Raw genomic sequence first — 14,609 nt, 5'->3', positions numbered from 1 at the left:
AGCCGCAATCCTTACACAATCCCGACAACAGCCGTCGGCATACGCCGCGATGAACGATCAGTCCAGCACCATTACCGCATCGATTTCGACCTGTGCGGCTTTCGGCAACCCGGAAACCTCGATCGTGGAGCGCGCGGGATACGGCGTCTGGAAATACTCGGCCATCACCGCATTGACCGTAGCGAAATTCGCCAGATCGGTCACATAGATGCCGACGCGTACGATTTGAGCCAGAGAACCGCCCGCTGCGCTCGCCACCGCTGTGAGGTTGTCGAACACCCGCCGCGTCTGTGCCGCGATGTCGCCATCGACCAGCGCTCCAGTGGCAGGATCGAGCGGAATCTGACCGGAGAAATACACCGTATTGCCGGCACGCACGGCCTGCGAATACGGACCGATAGCGGCGGGTGCAAGCTCAGTAGCGATGATGCTGCGGGACATGGGGAACCTCGCGAGATTGAAAGCGCGAGTGTAAAGCTTAGAGGCGAATAGCGACGGCGCAAGTTCGCAACGATGTAGCGACGTTCTCGCTACTCGCCTTACAAAGGATAACGATGCGCGCCACTGATCACGCCGGTGCGCCGCACACGGCGGATCACTTCGGCCAGATGCTTGCGGCTCTTCACTTCCATCGAGAACAGCAGCGTTGCCGCAGCGGCATCGCGCTCGACGTACTCCACGTTGTCGATGTTCGAATCCGCCGCTGCGATCGCCGCCGCCACGGTCGCCAGCACGCCGGGACGGTTGATGACTTCGATGCGTAACTGGGCGCGAAAATCACCCTGTACGCCACGATCCCACTCGATCGGCACGTAGCGTTCGGGCGACTTGCGCAGCTCGATCACGTTGGGGCATTCCTCACGGTGCACCACGATGCCCTTGCCCGACGACAGATAACCAACGATGTCATCACCAGGCAGCGGATGGCAGCAATTGGCGAAACTCAGAACGCCGCGCTCGGCACCGGTGATACGAATTTTTTCGTGCACACGCTTGGAGGCTTGCGGCGCGCCGTCGGCACGCTCACCACGCAGCGCCAGCAACTGACCGGCAACCACATCGGGCATGCGGTTACCCAGCGCAATATCGGATAGCAATTCTTCCAGCCGATTGAATTTGGACGCTTCGAGAAACAGATCCAGCACCGCCGTTGGCACGCCATCCAGGCTGCTGCCCTGCGCGCCCAGCGCGCGATCGAGCATGCGATGGCCAAAGTCCACCGCATCTTCGTGCTGAAGATTTTTCAGATACTGACGAATCGCGGTGCGCGCCTTGCTGGTAACGACAGACTCCAGCCACCCCGGATTCGGCATCGCTGATGGCGCGGTGATGATTTCCACCAGTTGCCCCGATGCCAGTCGCGTGCGCAATGGCAGCAGCTTCTTGTCGACCCGCGCTGCCACCGCATGGTCGCCGACATCGGTATGCACCGCGTAGGCGAAGTCCAGCGCCGTAGCGTTCCGTGGCAGTGAAAGAATGTCGCCACGTGGTGTGAAAAGGTAAACCTCGTCCGGAAACAGATCGATCTTTACCGCTTCGATAAATTCCGCCGACGACGAAGTATTAGCCGAGCTGTCAGCCAGTGAGGAGAGCCACTCGCGCGCGCGCGCCTGCGCGCTGTTGGCCGGACCGCTGTCGGTTTTATAAGCCCAGTGTGCTGCCACACCCCGCTCAGCTACCGAGTCCATTTCGGCCGTGCGTATCTGAACTTCAATTGGGGCGCCAAACGGGCCAAGCAGAACGGTGTGCAATGACTGGTAGCCGTTCGCTTTGGGAATCGCGATGAAATCCTTGAAGCGTCGATCGACCGGTTTATACAAAGCATGCGCGGCGCCAAGTGCCATATAGCAACTCATCGCACTGTCAACGATCACGCGAAAACCGTAGACGTCCATCAACTGGGCGAAGCTCTTGTGCTCGTCGTGCATCTTGGAATAGATGCTCCACGGCGACTTGATCCGCCCCACCACTGTACTCTGCATATGCTCGGTGCTGAGCCGGCTTGTCAGAGCGGTCTCGATCTTGCCCATCGCTTCACGGCGATTGCCGATGGCAGCGCGAATGCGCTCGCTGATCACACGATAGCGATCCGGATACAGCGCGCGAAAGCCCAGGTCCTGCAGTTCCGCCTTGAACTTGTTCATGCCCAGGCGCTGGGCAATCGGCGCGTAGATTTCCAGCGTCTCGCGGGCAATGCGGCGACGCGACGCAGCGTCTTTGGCACCCAGCGTTCGCATGTTGTGCAAACGGTCGGCCAGCTTGATCAGGATCACACGCAGATCCCGTGCCATGGCGAGAAGCATCTTGCGGAAACTCTCCGCATCGGCTTCCTGCCGGGTACCGAACTGCATCTTGTCCAGCTTGGTGACGCCGTCGACCAGTTCGGCGACCACTTCACCGAATTCAGCAGACAGGGCTTCACGGCTCAGCTCGGTGTCTTCCAGCGTGTCATGCAGGATCGCAGCGATAACCGTTTCAGCATCCAGCCCCAGCTCGGCCAGAATGCCGGCCACTGCCACGGGATGAGTGATGTACGGTTCGCCGCTTTTGCGCTCCTGCCCGGCATGCGCGTCGGCACCAACCTGGAATGCGCGAATCACCTTGGCGATTTGCACGTCGGATAAATAAGCGACGCGCTCTTTGAGAGCCAGCACATAGGGCGGCAACACGGACATGTCGACCGGACCGGGGTGCGTGGCCGCTGTCATGGAAGCCGGCGCCAGCTCAGGCGCCCACCTCGATGCAACAGGAATAAACGACTACGGATGACTTGATGGTGGCTGCACGCGCGTGACCGGCAGCACTAGAAAAAACAGTGCGGAAGGCTCGCTGTCGACAGCCGGCATCCATCAGTCATCGCCACCTTTGGACAGGTCGTCGTCAACCTCGGCAGCAGCCCACTCCAGCGCCTCGCGCTCGGCGCGCTCACGCTCGGCCGTGTCGATCTGGTCGATCATGGTCTGGTCAATACGGCGCTCGGCGATCTCGCGCAGGGCCAGCACAGTCGGCTTGTCCTGTTCGGGATTGACGGCAGGCTCGGCGCCCTTTTCCAGCTGGCGCGCGCGCTTGGTAGCCATAAGCACCAGCTCGAAACGGTTGTTGACCACCTCGAGGCAGTCTTCAACGGTGATACGTGCCATGCGAAATCCTCAAAAAATAAATGACTTATATGGCTGAGTAGTGTAGCCAGCGGGCGCTTTGCTGGCAATGTGGCCAGCGCGTATGATGGCCGGCTGCCCTACACACAGGCTTGATGACACTGAAAGCACACTGAAAGCCGTGCAAGATATAAAACTAGTCAGTACAATTATGTCACCCCCCTCCCTGCACGCGAACGATCAGCACCGATGCCCCCCATGCCCCGATCCATGTCCTTGAGCCGCTGGTTGCTTTTGCTTGCGATCGTGCTGCTGGCCGGTTGCGCCACCATCGCCCCGCCGCGCACCGATGATCCGCTCGAGAAGTACAACCGCAAGGTATACAAATTCAACGACACACTGGACAAGGCGATTATTCGTCCGGTAGCCGTTGGCTATCGCGACGTGACGAATGCGCCGGTGCGGACGTCGGTGAACAACTTTTTCACCACGATTCGCATGCCGATCACCGTAGTGAACGATCTGCTACAAGCTCGCCCGAAGCAAGCGGTACAGAGCACCGGTCGCATGGTGGTGAATCTGACCATCGGGTTCGTTGGCTTGTTTGATCCCGCCAGCCAGTTCGGCATCCCGCTCGAAACCAACGATTTCGGCATCACGTTGGCGCGCTGGGGACTGCCGGAGGGGGACTATCTTATGTTGCCACTGTTTGGTCCGAGCACGGCTCGTGATATCTGGCGCATACCTGTCGACAGCTATTTCCTGGATCCGCTCAGCTATTACGCGCAGAACAATCACGACCATGGCTTGCAGTATCTGCCGCAGGTCATCTATCTGGTCAATCTTCGCGCACGTGCCATCGATGCGGAGAATTTCCTCAACTCGGCTTACGACCCGTACGTATTCCTTCGCGATGCGTATCGTCAGCAGCGCATTTACGACATTTACGACGGCAATCCGCCGGACAGCGTTATCCAGCATATGCAGGGACTCGACGACAAGAATTTTGACCCTGACGAGCTGCTGGATCAGCAGCACAAATGGGAAAACAGTCATCCTGGCCAGACGAATGAAGGCAGCAAGCAGTAGCCAGGTTTGATCCGAGACATATCATCAAGCGACATGAAAAAGGGGCCAGCGGCCCCTTTTTTATTGGTGAAAATCATGCTGACTAATCGATCAACTGATCGACCTCGGACACCTTGGCCAGTGCCTGCATACCGCTGGGCATATGTATGACCTTGAGCGACCGACCTTGCCGGGCAGCCTCAGCCATGACCGCGACCAGGCAGGAAAGCCCGGCGCTGTCCGCGTGTTTCACGCCGGCCAGATCAAGTTGCGCGATCGAAGGATCCGATAACGCAGACTCGATTGCCTGCGTGGCGGCGGCCGCCGTGTTGAAGTTGAGCAGACCAGTGACGCCGAGAACACCCGGCGTACTGGTGGCGAGTTCGAACCCGCGTTCGGTGATGATCGCTGTCACTGCCCGCCCTTGCTGTCCTTTGCCATCGTATCGAGCGCGCTGCCACCCTTGGATTCAAGGTTGGTGATCAGCGCATCGATGCTGCTTTTGCGGATTTCGGCATCCACCTGATTGCGATAGTTGGTGACATAGGAAATGCCCTCGATGATCACGTCATAGGCTTTCCAGTCACCCGAGCGGCTCTTGCGGAAGGCGTAATCAATCGAGACCAGCTTGCCGTCATCCATCGTTACCTGCGTGCGAACCACGGTGCGCTTGTCGTTGAGGTCACCGCTGAACGGCAGCACCTTGACGCGGCCACGCGTGTAGTCGAGCAGGCCTTCGGCGTAGCGATGGGTAATCGAGTTGTAGAACGCCTTGGCAAAACGCTCGCGCTGCGCTGGCGTGGCCTCGCGGGCATGCTGACCCAGCACCAGGATCGACGCGTAGTCGATATCGAAATGCGGCAACAGCACCTCGTCGATGATGCTGATCAGCTTGTCCTGATTCTGCTTCAGCTCGTCACGATGACCGTCGATGGCACTGGCCAGCTGATCGGCAATCGACTGGATGATCTGTTCGGGTGTCTGTTGGGAAGCAGGGGCAGCCGTCGCCGGCGCCGGATCCTGGGCGAATGACGGAGTGGCGACGATGGTGCCCATAGCGATAGCGGTGGCAAGAGCCAGTCTGCGCAACATGGAGAACTCCTTGGACATGACCGGCTACTGTTTGCCGGTGGGGATAGGGGAAGACGGTTTGTCGGATGACGATTTACCCGGCGACGTGCCATTGCCGGCATTTTTCTGATCGCTTGACGAACCATTGACCAGGAATTTGCCGATTAAATCCTCCAGTTGCATGGCGGATTGCGTCAGCACCATCTCATCACCATTCTTGAGTGCGTCAGGTGAACCACCCGGTTGTATGGCGACGAATTGCGCGCCGATCAAGCCGCTGGTGAATACCGCCGCCGACGAATCATCGGGAATCTGGTTGTAGCGGTTGTCGATGGCCAGGGTAACCTTGGCGTCGAGCTTCACCGGATCGGCAACCACCGATTGCACGCTGCCGATCGGCACACCGGCCATCTTTACCGCCGCACCGGCAGAGAGCGTGCCGACATTGGTGAAGTCTGCTGTCACCGTGTAGGTACCGCCGAGATTGTCGGCCATGCCACCCGCACCGAAGAACTTGCCCAGCATGTCTTCCAGTTGCTCTGCCGGTTTGGTCAGCGCCAGCGTGCCACCCTCGGCAACCGTTTTCTTGGAGGTACCGTAGACAATGCCGACGTACTGATCGCCCAGCAGACCGCTGGTGAAGATCGTCGCCACCGAGTCCAGCGGAATCTTGTCGTAGTTCTTGTCGATCGCCAGCTTCACATCGGCCACTTCGGCACCCGGCTGCAGTGTGATCGACTGCACCTGGCCAATGCGCACGCCGGCAATCTTCACCGGCGCGCGCTCTTTCAGCTGGCCGATATTGGCGAAGTGCGTATCGACGGTGTAGCTGGAACCCTGATGGACATTGGCCACCGACGTCGTCTGGGTGGCCAGATACACCAGCGCGGCAAAACCCAGCACGATGAACAGGCCGGTGCCGACGGCATAGGAATTTCTCGGTTGGCTCACGGCACGATCCTCGATAAACGTTGGGGAGATAGGTACTGGAACATGGTGGAATGGTTCATGGCGACGATCTCGTCAACGCGTTCACATCAGAAACGCCGTGAGCACGAAGTCCAAGGCCAGAATGGCGATCGACGAGGCAACCACCGTTCGCGTAGTGGCATAGGCCACGCCTTCGCTGGTCGGTGGCGTGGTGAATCCCTGATAGACCGCGATCAGCGAAACCACGGCGCCGAACGCCAGGCTTTTCAGCAGCACGCCATTGACGATATCGGTGTGCAGATCCACTACGGCGGTCATGTTCGACCAGAACGTGCCGTTATCGATGCCAAGCCAGGTCACACCGACCAGATGGCCACCCAGCACTGACATTGCGCAGAACACGCAACACAGCAGCGGCATCGCAATCAGCCCAGCCAGAAAGCGCGGTGTCGCCACGTAGGCGATCGGATCGACCGCCATCATTTCCATCGCATCGATCTGGTCCGTGGCACGCATCAGCCCGATTTCAGCGGTAATCGAGGTGCCGGCGCGGCCGGCAAACAGCAGCGCCGTCACCACCGGCCCCAATTCGCGATACACCGATAGCGCGACCACCATGCCGCTGGCCGAGGTGCCGCCGAAAATCGACAGCACGTGATACAGCTGCAGCATCAGCACCATGCCGACGAACAGGCCGCAGACCATGATGATGGTCAGGCTCATCGCACCGACGAACCACAGCTGGCGAAGTGTTTCACGCACATAGCGGAAGCTGCGCGGAATCGCCGCCAACAGGGTCAGCAGAAACAGACCGCAGTTGCCGATTTGCGCCAGTGATCCGGTCAGCACGTTGCTGCTCTGTACGGGGCGCGCGCTCATTTCGCGGCTCCTGGAAAGCCCAGCGCCTGCGCGTAATCGCCCGCCGGATACTGGAACGGCACCGGACCATCCGCCCCACCACCGAAAAACTGGCGCGTCCATGCCGAGCCATCGTTGGCGATGGTTTTCGGGTCGCCCTGCGCCACCACCTTGCCGTTGGCGATGAGGAACACGTGATCGGCCACCTGCTTTACCGCTTCGATTTCGTGCGCGACCAGCACGCTGGTAATCCCAAGCGTCTCGTTGAGCGTACGGATCAATTTCAGCACCTGATTCAAGGCCACCGGATCGAGCCCGACAAACGGTTCGTCATAGAGAATCAGCATCGGATCGAAGACGATGGCCCGCGCCAGCGCGACGCGGCGCGCCATGCCGCCGGACAGTTCGTTCGGCATCAGCTCCGCTGCACCACGTAAACCCACTGCCTGCAGCTTCAGCAGCACCACGTTGCGCAGCAGCACTTCGGGCAGCTTGGTGTGCTGGCGCAGCGGAAAGGCGACGTTCTCGAACACGCTGAAATCAGTCAGCAATGCTGAATTCTGGAACAGGTAGCCAATGCCCTCGCGGAGCTTGTACAGCTCCTCGCGTGACAGCTCCGGCACATTCTTGCCCCCGACCAGAATCTGGCCGGCGTCGGGCCGCATCTGACCGGTGATGTGCTTGAGCAGGGTGGTTTTTCCGGTGCCGCTGGGACCCATGATGGCGGTGACCTTGCCCCGCGGGATATCGAGTTCAAGCTTGTCGAAAATGGTCTTGCCGTTAAGCACCGTCGTCAGGCCACGAACCCGCACCAGGGTGCTGTCGTCAGGCGCGGCTCGAACGGGTTCGGTCATGGCGATCATCAGATGCGTTAAAGAGGGTACAAGTTACCGGAAGCCTCGCCCTAGCGCCACGCCAAACCACCCACACGGCAGGCGGGTATTCAGACCACGACGTTTGAATCTGGACCGACGATGCCTGACCATGGACCACGAAAAGCGAGGGAATGCTGCATGCGAACGATGGATGCCGAACATTACGTCATGGACGTGCGACTGCGCCGTGAACGCGTGCCGTCGTTCGATCATTACCCATTTGCCCTGCCCGTGTTGCGCGACTTTACGGCGCTTGAGCTACATCCCTCAGTCACCTTTCTGGTCGGCGAGAACGGCAGCGGCAAATCCACGCTGATGGAGGCCATCGCCACGGCCTGGGGTTTCAATCCGGAGGGTGGAACGAAGAACTTTCGCTTTGCCACGCGCGCCTCGCATTCGGATCTGCATGAATACCTGCTGCTGACAAAGACTTTTCGACGACCGAAGGACGGATTTTTCCTTCGCGCCGAAAGCTTCTTCAACTGAGCATTCAGGAATCGGCCGCAAGCAGTTCCGCAATCAGTGCCTCGTGGCGCCGCCATTGCAGCGCACTGCGCTGACGAACCGCCTGCACGATCGCCTGCAGATCATTCAACGCGTCCGCAAAGACATTGTTGATCAGGATGTAGTCGAACTCGTGCGCGTGGGCAATTTCACCGCGCGAGTTGTGCAAACGGCGCTCGATCACTTCGGCACTGTCCGAGCCGCGGCCGCGCAGGCGGCGCTCCAGTTCGGCCCGTGACGGTGGCAAAATGAAAATACCCACGCAGTCGGGCTTGCTGCGACGAATCTGCTCGGCGCCCTGCCAATCGATCTCCAGCAGCACGTCATGCCCTTCGCTCAACAGCGACTGCACCGTGGTACGCGATGTACCGTAAAGATTGCCGTGAACTTCGGCATGCTCAAGAAAGATGCCCTCGGCGATTTCGCGCTCGAACTCCGCGCGTTCAACGAAAAAATAGTGGCGGCCGTATTGCTCGCCCTGCCGTGGGGGGCGTGTGGTGTGCGATACCGACAGCGAAATCGCCGGCTCGCGCTCCAGCAGTGCGTTGACCAGACTCGACTTGCCCGCGCCCGACGGTGCGGCAACCACGAACAGGGTGGCGTTGTCAGACATCGCCGTCATGCGATGTCCTGCGCCCGGCCTAGCGCCATCCATGCGAGCGACAAGTTGTCCCAGGCAAGACTCCCGCGCGGCAGAGTCGCGGCATATGTCAGGTTGCAACCGGGTTGAGTGCTGATTTTCATCGCCGCAGTATAGCGACTGAGCCAGCCCATTCGGTCCGCCGGGTCGGCATCGATCCAGCGCGTTGACGTGAGCCGCATCCATTCTTCGCCGGCACCCAGCACGGTCGGCGTGTTCGGCTTTCTGAGCATCGACTGGTAGTGCCGCGATTTTTCGTAACGCCCAGCACTTTCTCGAACTGCATTGCGCTCAAATTGAAATTTATTGAGTAACGCAGTGTATTCATGGCATCGGATGGCCATCATTTGCGACAACTCTGAGCAAGCAACATACGTTCTGAATCAATAAATTTAAACTGTGACTTGCTCCAAAGAATAATTTGTTATGGCGGTATAAGTGCCGTGAAACGTCGCCTGCAACAGCAGTTTAAAATTTATTAAATACGCATTATTTTACGATTCATCGTAAAATAATGCTTTCTTGTCCCCATTACCTGGAAACCCTTACAGGTGAATATTTCCTATTGAGCATGATGCCAGCGCATTTTAGTATCAACATTCTCAATTTGTACATTTTCTAGTTAAATTATATTTTTAATTATTTTTAATCAGGTTTGATTGGCATCCTTTCATTTTTAATGGGAGTAACAAAATGGGAGCAATAAATATGCAATCGAAATCCAAGTCCGGCACGCGTTACATGATTCAGCTCGCGATTATGGCGAGTCTTGTGGGTGCGATTGGAACCTCATCCGCTGTTTTTGCCGCTCCGACTGACAATGAAGCGGTTTTTACCGCACCGCCTGTCAGCGCTGCCGAAGCTCAGGCACAAGAATCCTGGCGTGCGGACATGGCACGTCATGGCGCGCCTGCCGAAGGCTGTTACAGCGCCTCTTACCCCAGCATTCTCTGGAAAAAAGCAACGTGCGTCGCCGCACCGGCGAAATATCGGTCGAAGGTTCCGTCACGTAGTGGAAGCGTATTCGGTGATTCAACGAATACAAAGTCACAAGCGGCAGGTCGTGCCCAAACCGTCGGCAATGGCGAAGATTACGTTGTTCAAGGCCCGGGGTTGCTGAGCGGAACAGTCGGAAGTTTCCCGACAGTATCCGGGGTGACGAGCGAAACGGGCACGGATGGCTCGAATGACTATACGCTTCAGCTCAACACGAACTTCAATGGCACTACGTCTACGTGCAAAAGCTACTCGTATTGCACAGTCTGGCAACAGTTCATTTATGAGTCGGACGTTAGCTCGGGTTACGTATTCATTCAATACTGGCTTTTTAGCTACGGCAGCAGCACTAGGAGTGGCGGTACCTGTCCGAGCGGGTGGAACGATGCCGGAGCGGACCCGGACGGCATCGGCGAAGACTGCTACGTAAACAGCAGTGCCATATCGGCGCCTGCAGTAGCAGCTAGCCAACTGGCGAATGTGAAGCTTTCTGGCTCGGTCGTGTCAGGAGGCAACGATACGACGGTATTCACCAATGGCACCACCGCATACACCTTGACCACCAAGGACAGCAAGGTCAATATCGCAGCCGTCTGGAACCAGTCGGAATTCAATATCGTCGGTGACGGTGGCGGATCAGCGGCGACCTTCAATACAGGCTCGACGATAACGGTGAAAGATGCCGTCACTGACGGCAGCACGAGCGCGCCAACATGCGTTGGACCATCCGATGCGGGCTTCACCGGCGAAACCAATAATTTGACCTTGACCGGCAGCTGCACCGCCACGGGCGCATCATCGCCCTATATTCAGTTTACCGAATCGAACTGAGTCTTTTCGGTCGCTTTCTATGGATAGCGACCGTGCAGGGAGGCCGAGGGGAAAAATCCCCTCGGCCAAGACCCGCGTCGGTTCGCGACAAGACATCACGGCGACGCTCGAATCAGACGCCAACCTTATCCAGTGGCGGATTACCACATGCGTCTGGACGAATGATTCTGCACCGGACAAGAAAAGGCTCATCGAATAGCCATCTCGGGATCCCGGCGCGATGAATTAGACGAGCCTTCTTAGGCATCATTCGATGTTCTGCACCTGTTCGCGCATCTGCTCGATCAGCACCTTCAGCTCGACTGCCGCATTGGTGCTGCGCGCATCGACCGATTTGGAACCCAGCGTGTTCGCCTCGCGGTTGAACTCCTGCATCAGGAAATCCAGTCGGCGACCGACCGGTTCCTTCAACCCAAGCACACGGCGGGTTTCGCCGATATGCGTGCTGAGCCGGTCCAGCTCCTCGTCCACATCGGTGCGGGTGATCTGCATGACCAGCTCCTGCTCCAGCCGACCCGGCTCGATCGGCTGCTTGATGTCGGCCAGCCGACCTTCAAGCCGTGTACGCAGGGCGGCGCGGATTTCCGGCATCCAGGTACGCACATCGGCAACGACGCGTTCGATGCCGTCGAGCTTCTCGCGCAGGATCTCGCCCAGTTTCTCGCCTTCACGTTCGCGCGTGGCGGTGAGCACGTCGAGTGCGCGATCAAGCACCTCGAACAGCGCCGCCTGCTGCGCTTCCGGGTCGATCTCGGCCTGCTGCATCACACCGGGAAAGCGCAATAAGTCGGTGAGTTCCACCTGCAGGTTCGGGAAGCGCGCCTGCATGTCCAGCGCCAGCTCGGCCAGCTTCGTCACCAGCGCACCGTTAATCTGCAACGTGTCGCCGCGTGCTTCGTTGCCGCGCACGCGCACGGTGATATCGAGCTTGCCGCGCGACAGCTTGGCCGCGATCCGCTCGCGCAGCAGCGACTCGAAACTGCGCAATTCGTCAGGCAGACGCGGACTCAGCTCCAGATATCGATGGTTGACCGTACGCAGCTCGCAGCTGAGGGTGCCTGCGGGGCCGGTGGCTTCGGCGCTGGCATAGGCCGTCATGCTGCGGATCATGGGGAGTCATCCAAACGTGGGAAACAGGACGCAATGGTAAACTCTCCGACCCCGCCTTGCTTGATCCGGCGATCTCAGCGAACAACCCCATGAATTCCGTTACCCGCCCCAGCGGCCGCGCCAGCGACCAGCTGCGCAGCATCACCATTGAACGTCATTACACCCGCCACGCCGAAGGTTCGGTATTGGTGAGCTTCGGCGATACGCGCGTCCTGTGCACCGCCAGCATCGAGGATCGCGTGCCGGCCTGGCTGCGTGGCAAGGGCGAAGGCTGGGTTACCGCCGAATACGGCATGCTGCCACGCGCCACCAACACCCGCATGCAGCGTGAAGCCGCGCGCGGCGGCCAGGGCGGCCGGACCATGGAAATCCAGCGACTGATCGGCCGCAGCCTGCGTGCCTGCATCAATCGTCAGGCGCTGGGCGAGCGTGTCATCACGCTGGACTGCGACGTGATCCAGGCCGACGGTGGCACGCGTACCGCGGCAATCACCGGTGCCTACGTGGCACTCGTCGATGCGATCAATTACCTGATGAAGCGTGAAAACCTCAAGCGCAATCCGATCGTCGGTGCTGTCGCAGCGATCTCAGTCGGCATCTACAAGGGCTTGCCAGTGCTCGATCTGGACTACGCCGAAGATTCCAACTGCGATACCGACATGAATGTGGTGATGAACGACGGCGGCGGTTTCATCGAAGTCCAGGGCACGGCCGAAGGCCACGCGTTCCGTCGCGATGAAATGGACGCGCTGCTGGCGTTGGCCGAGAAAGGCATTGGTGAACTGGTCCTGGCGCAGCGCGCTGCATTGGCGCAAGGCTGAATTGCCATGGGGCGCATCGTTCTTGCCAGCAGCAACCGCGGCAAACTCGCCGAATTCGGCGAGCTGTTCGCCGACAGCGGCTTTGAAGTGATTACCCAGGGCAGCCTCGGCGTCGAGGACGCCGAGGAAACCGGCCTAACCTTCGTCGAGAATGCCTTGTTAAAGGCACGCAATGCCGCGCGCGCCACCGGCCTGCCGGCGCTGGCCGACGACTCCGGCCTGTGCGTCGACTACCTGCACAACGCACCGGGCCTGTATTCGGCCCGCTACAGTGGCGGCCACGGCGACGACGCGGCGAACAACCTGAAACTGCTGCGCGAACTCGATGGCGTGCCGACGGAGCAACGCGGTGCGTTCTTCATTTGCGTGCTCGCGCTGCTGCAGCATGCCGACGACCCGGCACCGCTGATCGCCGAAGCACGCTGGCACGGGCGCATCCTGGATGCACCACGCGGCACGAATGGTTTTGGTTACAACCCACTATTCCTGCCCGATGGCCAGACCGCCAGCGTGGCCGAACTCGATACCGCGACGAAGAATCGGCTCAGTCATCGCGGCCAGGCACTGGCAAAACTGCACGCGCGACTGATCGAGCTGCACGCCTCGGCATGAGCCTGCTCGCGCCACCACTGTCGCTCTACATACACATGCCGTGGTGCGTGAAGAAGTGCCCGTACTGCGATTTCAACTCGCATGGCTTGCGCAGCGAACCGCCGCCTTACGACAACTACATCGATCACCTACTCGCCGATCTCGATGCCGACCGTAGCGATTTTGCCGCGGCGCTCGAAGGCCGCTCCATCATCAGCATCTTCTTCGGCGGTGGCACACCGAGCCTGTTTGCACCGGAACTGATCGAGCGCCTGCTCGATGGCGTGCGTGAACGCCTGCCGCTGCCCGACGACGCTGAGATCACACTGGAGACGAATCCTGGCACGGTCGAACATGGCCGTTTCGATGGCTATCTCGCTGCGGGCATCAATCGCATTTCGTTCGGCATCCAGAGCTTCGACGACGACAAGCTGAAGCGACTGGGCCGCATCCATTCCGCCAGCGAGGCCGAGGCTGCGGTGAAATCGGCGCAGGATGCAGGCTACCGCAACATCAACCTCGATCTTATGTATGCGCTGCCGCAACAACAGCTCGATGGCGCGCTGACCGATGTCGCGCGAGCTGTTGCCCTGCAGCCGACACACATCTCGCACTACCAGCTCACCCTCGAGCCCAACACCGCTTTCGCCGCCAATCCGCCGCCGCTACCGGATGACGATCATGCGTGGGCGATGCAGGAAGCTTGCGAGCAGGCGTTGGCGGCAGCCGGCTACGGCCAGTACGAAATTTCCGCCTACGCACAGCCCGACCGGCGCTGTGCGCACAACCTCAACTACTGGCGTTTTGGCGATTACCTCGGCATCGGCGCTGGTGCACACGGCAAGATCAGCGACGCAGCCAGTGGCCAAGTCCACCGCCGCTGGAAATCCCGCCTGCCGAAGGCCTATATGGATGCGGGTGGCGGCCCAGCGCGAATCGGCGGCGACAGCGTGGTCAGCGCGGCCGAGCTGCCGTTCGAGTACATGCTGAACGCGCTGCGGCTAGTGGACGGCGTGCCGTCCGAAGATTTCACGGCACGTACCGGACTGATGCCAGAGACAATTGCGCGAGCACTGACCGCCGGCCGCCAGCGGGGCTGGCTGATGGACGACCCGCAAAAGCTGCACACCACCCCACTTGGCCAGCGCTTTCTGAACGATGTGATCGCCAGTTTTATGGACTGATACGGAACCTTGAGCCGCACGGCTTGTACACG

Annotated in this window: 17 protein-coding genes; 6 read left to right on the top strand and 11 right to left on the bottom strand. The window is 59.5% G+C overall.

Going from position 1 to position 14,609, the window contains the following annotated elements:
* Positions 1–57 precede the first annotated feature (57 nt).
* From HDE79_RS03675 to rpoZ, 3 genes are all read right to left on the bottom strand, one after another.
* Positions 58–441, bottom strand: a complete 384-nt coding sequence (locus HDE79_RS03675; protein ID WP_184600551.1) for a RidA family protein — start codon at positions 439–441, stop codon at positions 58–60.
* Positions 442–539: 98 nt separating this feature from the next.
* The gene (locus tag HDE79_RS03670; RefSeq protein WP_184600550.1) at positions 540–2,708 is read right to left on the bottom strand and encodes a bifunctional (p)ppGpp synthetase/guanosine-3',5'-bis(diphosphate) 3'-pyrophosphohydrolase; all 2,169 of its coding nucleotides are present in this window, start codon (positions 2,706–2,708) and stop codon (positions 540–542) included.
* A 141-nt stretch (positions 2,709–2,849) separates the two neighbouring features.
* Entirely contained in the window at positions 2,850–3,140 is a 291-nt protein-coding gene (rpoZ, locus tag HDE79_RS03665; RefSeq protein ID WP_184600549.1) for a DNA-directed RNA polymerase subunit omega, read from the bottom strand.
* A 216-nt stretch (positions 3,141–3,356) separates the two neighbouring features.
* Here rpoZ and HDE79_RS03660 point away from each other — a divergent pair, with 216 nt between their 5' ends.
* Positions 3,357–4,187 carry a VacJ family lipoprotein gene (locus tag HDE79_RS03660; RefSeq protein ID WP_255483665.1) on the top strand — a complete coding sequence of 277 codons (831 nt, stop codon included), beginning with the start codon at positions 3,357–3,359 and terminating at the stop codon, positions 4,185–4,187.
* An 82-nt stretch (positions 4,188–4,269) separates the two neighbouring features.
* Here HDE79_RS03660 and HDE79_RS03655 read toward each other — a convergent pair whose 3' ends face one another.
* The 5 genes from HDE79_RS03655 to HDE79_RS03635 form a co-directional block, all read right to left on the bottom strand.
* Entirely contained in the window at positions 4,270–4,581 is a 312-nt protein-coding gene (locus HDE79_RS03655) for an STAS domain-containing protein (RefSeq protein WP_343205899.1), read from the bottom strand.
* Positions 4,578–5,258 carry an ABC transporter substrate-binding protein gene (locus tag HDE79_RS03650; protein ID WP_184600547.1) on the bottom strand — a complete coding sequence of 227 codons (681 nt, stop codon included), beginning with the start codon at positions 5,256–5,258 and terminating at the stop codon, positions 4,578–4,580. Before HDE79_RS03650 ends, HDE79_RS03655 begins: the two co-directional genes overlap by 4 nt.
* A gap of 24 nt (positions 5,259–5,282) precedes the next feature.
* Complete coding sequence (gene mlaD / locus HDE79_RS03645; RefSeq protein ID WP_184600546.1) at positions 5,283–6,188, bottom strand: outer membrane lipid asymmetry maintenance protein MlaD; 906 nt, start codon at positions 6,186–6,188, stop codon at positions 5,283–5,285.
* An 81-nt stretch (positions 6,189–6,269) separates the two neighbouring features.
* Complete coding sequence (gene mlaE, locus HDE79_RS03640) at positions 6,270–7,046, bottom strand: lipid asymmetry maintenance ABC transporter permease subunit MlaE (protein ID WP_184600545.1); 777 nt, start codon at positions 7,044–7,046, stop codon at positions 6,270–6,272.
* Entirely contained in the window at positions 7,043–7,879 is an 837-nt protein-coding gene (locus HDE79_RS03635) for an ATP-binding cassette domain-containing protein (RefSeq protein ID WP_184600544.1), read from the bottom strand. The genes mlaE and HDE79_RS03635 overlap by 4 nt, the downstream gene beginning before the upstream one ends.
* 159 nt (positions 7,880–8,038) lie before the next feature.
* On the opposite strand from HDE79_RS03635, the gene HDE79_RS03630 reads away from it, so the two are divergent.
* On the top strand, positions 8,039–8,386 hold the full coding sequence (locus HDE79_RS03630; RefSeq protein WP_221439995.1) for an AAA family ATPase: 348 nt from the start codon (positions 8,039–8,041) through the stop codon (positions 8,384–8,386).
* A 4-nt stretch (positions 8,387–8,390) separates the two neighbouring features.
* On the opposite strand, the gene gmk is transcribed toward HDE79_RS03630, so the two are convergent.
* On the bottom strand, positions 8,391–9,017 hold the full coding sequence (gene gmk / locus HDE79_RS03625; protein WP_184601088.1) for a guanylate kinase: 627 nt from the start codon (positions 9,015–9,017) through the stop codon (positions 8,391–8,393).
* A 5-nt stretch (positions 9,018–9,022) separates the two neighbouring features.
* Complete coding sequence (locus HDE79_RS03620) at positions 9,023–9,391, bottom strand: hypothetical protein (RefSeq protein ID WP_184600543.1); 369 nt, start codon at positions 9,389–9,391, stop codon at positions 9,023–9,025.
* 361 nt (positions 9,392–9,752) lie between these two features.
* Here HDE79_RS03620 and HDE79_RS03615 point away from each other — a divergent pair, with 361 nt between their 5' ends.
* Positions 9,753–10,871, top strand: coding sequence for a hypothetical protein (locus HDE79_RS03615; RefSeq protein ID WP_221439994.1), 1,119 nt, complete (start codon positions 9,753–9,755; stop codon positions 10,869–10,871).
* A 246-nt stretch (positions 10,872–11,117) separates the two neighbouring features.
* Here the strand turns inward: HDE79_RS03615 and HDE79_RS03610 are convergent, their stop codons facing one another.
* Positions 11,118–11,981: a YicC/YloC family endoribonuclease gene (locus HDE79_RS03610; RefSeq protein WP_184600542.1), complete on the bottom strand. Its 864-nt coding sequence runs from the start codon at positions 11,979–11,981 to the stop codon at positions 11,118–11,120.
* 89 nt (positions 11,982–12,070) lie between these two features.
* Between HDE79_RS03610 and rph the strand changes: the two genes are divergently transcribed.
* From rph to hemW, 3 genes are read left to right on the top strand one after another with little or no spacing between them, the layout of a single operon-like run.
* Positions 12,071–12,802, top strand: a complete 732-nt coding sequence (rph, locus tag HDE79_RS03605; protein ID WP_184600541.1) for a ribonuclease PH — start codon at positions 12,071–12,073, stop codon at positions 12,800–12,802.
* Between the two features lie 6 nt (positions 12,803–12,808).
* Positions 12,809–13,414 carry an RdgB/HAM1 family non-canonical purine NTP pyrophosphatase gene (gene rdgB / locus HDE79_RS03600; RefSeq protein WP_184600540.1) on the top strand — a complete coding sequence of 202 codons (606 nt, stop codon included), beginning with the start codon at positions 12,809–12,811 and terminating at the stop codon, positions 13,412–13,414.
* A complete protein-coding gene (gene hemW, locus HDE79_RS03595) occupies positions 13,411–14,577 on the top strand; it encodes a radical SAM family heme chaperone HemW (RefSeq protein ID WP_184600539.1) in 1,167 nt (388 codons plus the stop codon). The genes rdgB and hemW overlap by 4 nt, the downstream gene beginning before the upstream one ends.
* Positions 14,578–14,609 lie beyond the last annotated feature (32 nt).

This window comes from Rhodanobacter sp. MP1X3 (genome assembly GCF_014207165.1).
GTDB lineage: Bacteria > Pseudomonadota > Gammaproteobacteria > Xanthomonadales > Rhodanobacteraceae > Rhodanobacter.
The sequence above is the reverse complement of the archived record's forward strand: the minus strand, read 5'-3'. Positions and strand labels throughout refer to the sequence as shown.

Excerpts from the sequence above, each read along its gene's own strand:
- rph (WP_184600541.1), top strand. The coding sequence starts at position 12,071 with ATGAATTCCGTTACCCGCCCCAGCGGCCGCGCCAGCGACCAGCTGCGC.
- hemW (WP_184600539.1), top strand. The coding sequence starts at position 13,411 with ATGAGCCTGCTCGCGCCACCACTGTCGCTCTACATACACATGCCGTGG.
- HDE79_RS03615 (WP_221439994.1), top strand. The coding sequence starts at position 9,753 with ATGCAATCGAAATCCAAGTCCGGCACGCGTTACATGATTCAGCTCGCG.
- HDE79_RS03620 (WP_184600543.1), bottom strand. The coding sequence starts at position 9,391 with ATGATGGCCATCCGATGCCATGAATACACTGCGTTACTCAATAAATTT.
- HDE79_RS03675 (WP_184600551.1), bottom strand. The coding sequence starts at position 441 with ATGTCCCGCAGCATCATCGCTACTGAGCTTGCACCCGCCGCTATCGGT.
- HDE79_RS03660 (WP_255483665.1), top strand. The coding sequence starts at position 3,357 with ATGCCCCGATCCATGTCCTTGAGCCGCTGGTTGCTTTTGCTTGCGATC.
- mlaE (WP_184600545.1), bottom strand. The coding sequence starts at position 7,046 with ATGAGCGCGCGCCCCGTACAGAGCAGCAACGTGCTGACCGGATCACTG.
- HDE79_RS03610 (WP_184600542.1), bottom strand. The coding sequence starts at position 11,981 with ATGATCCGCAGCATGACGGCCTATGCCAGCGCCGAAGCCACCGGCCCC.
- HDE79_RS03630 (WP_221439995.1), top strand. The coding sequence starts at position 8,039 with ATGCGAACGATGGATGCCGAACATTACGTCATGGACGTGCGACTGCGC.
- rdgB (WP_184600540.1), top strand. The coding sequence starts at position 12,809 with ATGGGGCGCATCGTTCTTGCCAGCAGCAACCGCGGCAAACTCGCCGAA.
- HDE79_RS03635 (WP_184600544.1), bottom strand. The coding sequence starts at position 7,879 with ATGACCGAACCCGTTCGAGCCGCGCCTGACGACAGCACCCTGGTGCGG.
- gmk (WP_184601088.1), bottom strand. The coding sequence starts at position 9,017 with ATGTCTGACAACGCCACCCTGTTCGTGGTTGCCGCACCGTCGGGCGCG.
- rpoZ (WP_184600549.1), bottom strand. The coding sequence starts at position 3,140 with ATGGCACGTATCACCGTTGAAGACTGCCTCGAGGTGGTCAACAACCGT.
- HDE79_RS03670 (WP_184600550.1), bottom strand. The coding sequence starts at position 2,708 with ATGACAGCGGCCACGCACCCCGGTCCGGTCGACATGTCCGTGTTGCCG.
- HDE79_RS03650 (WP_184600547.1), bottom strand. The coding sequence starts at position 5,258 with ATGTTGCGCAGACTGGCTCTTGCCACCGCTATCGCTATGGGCACCATC.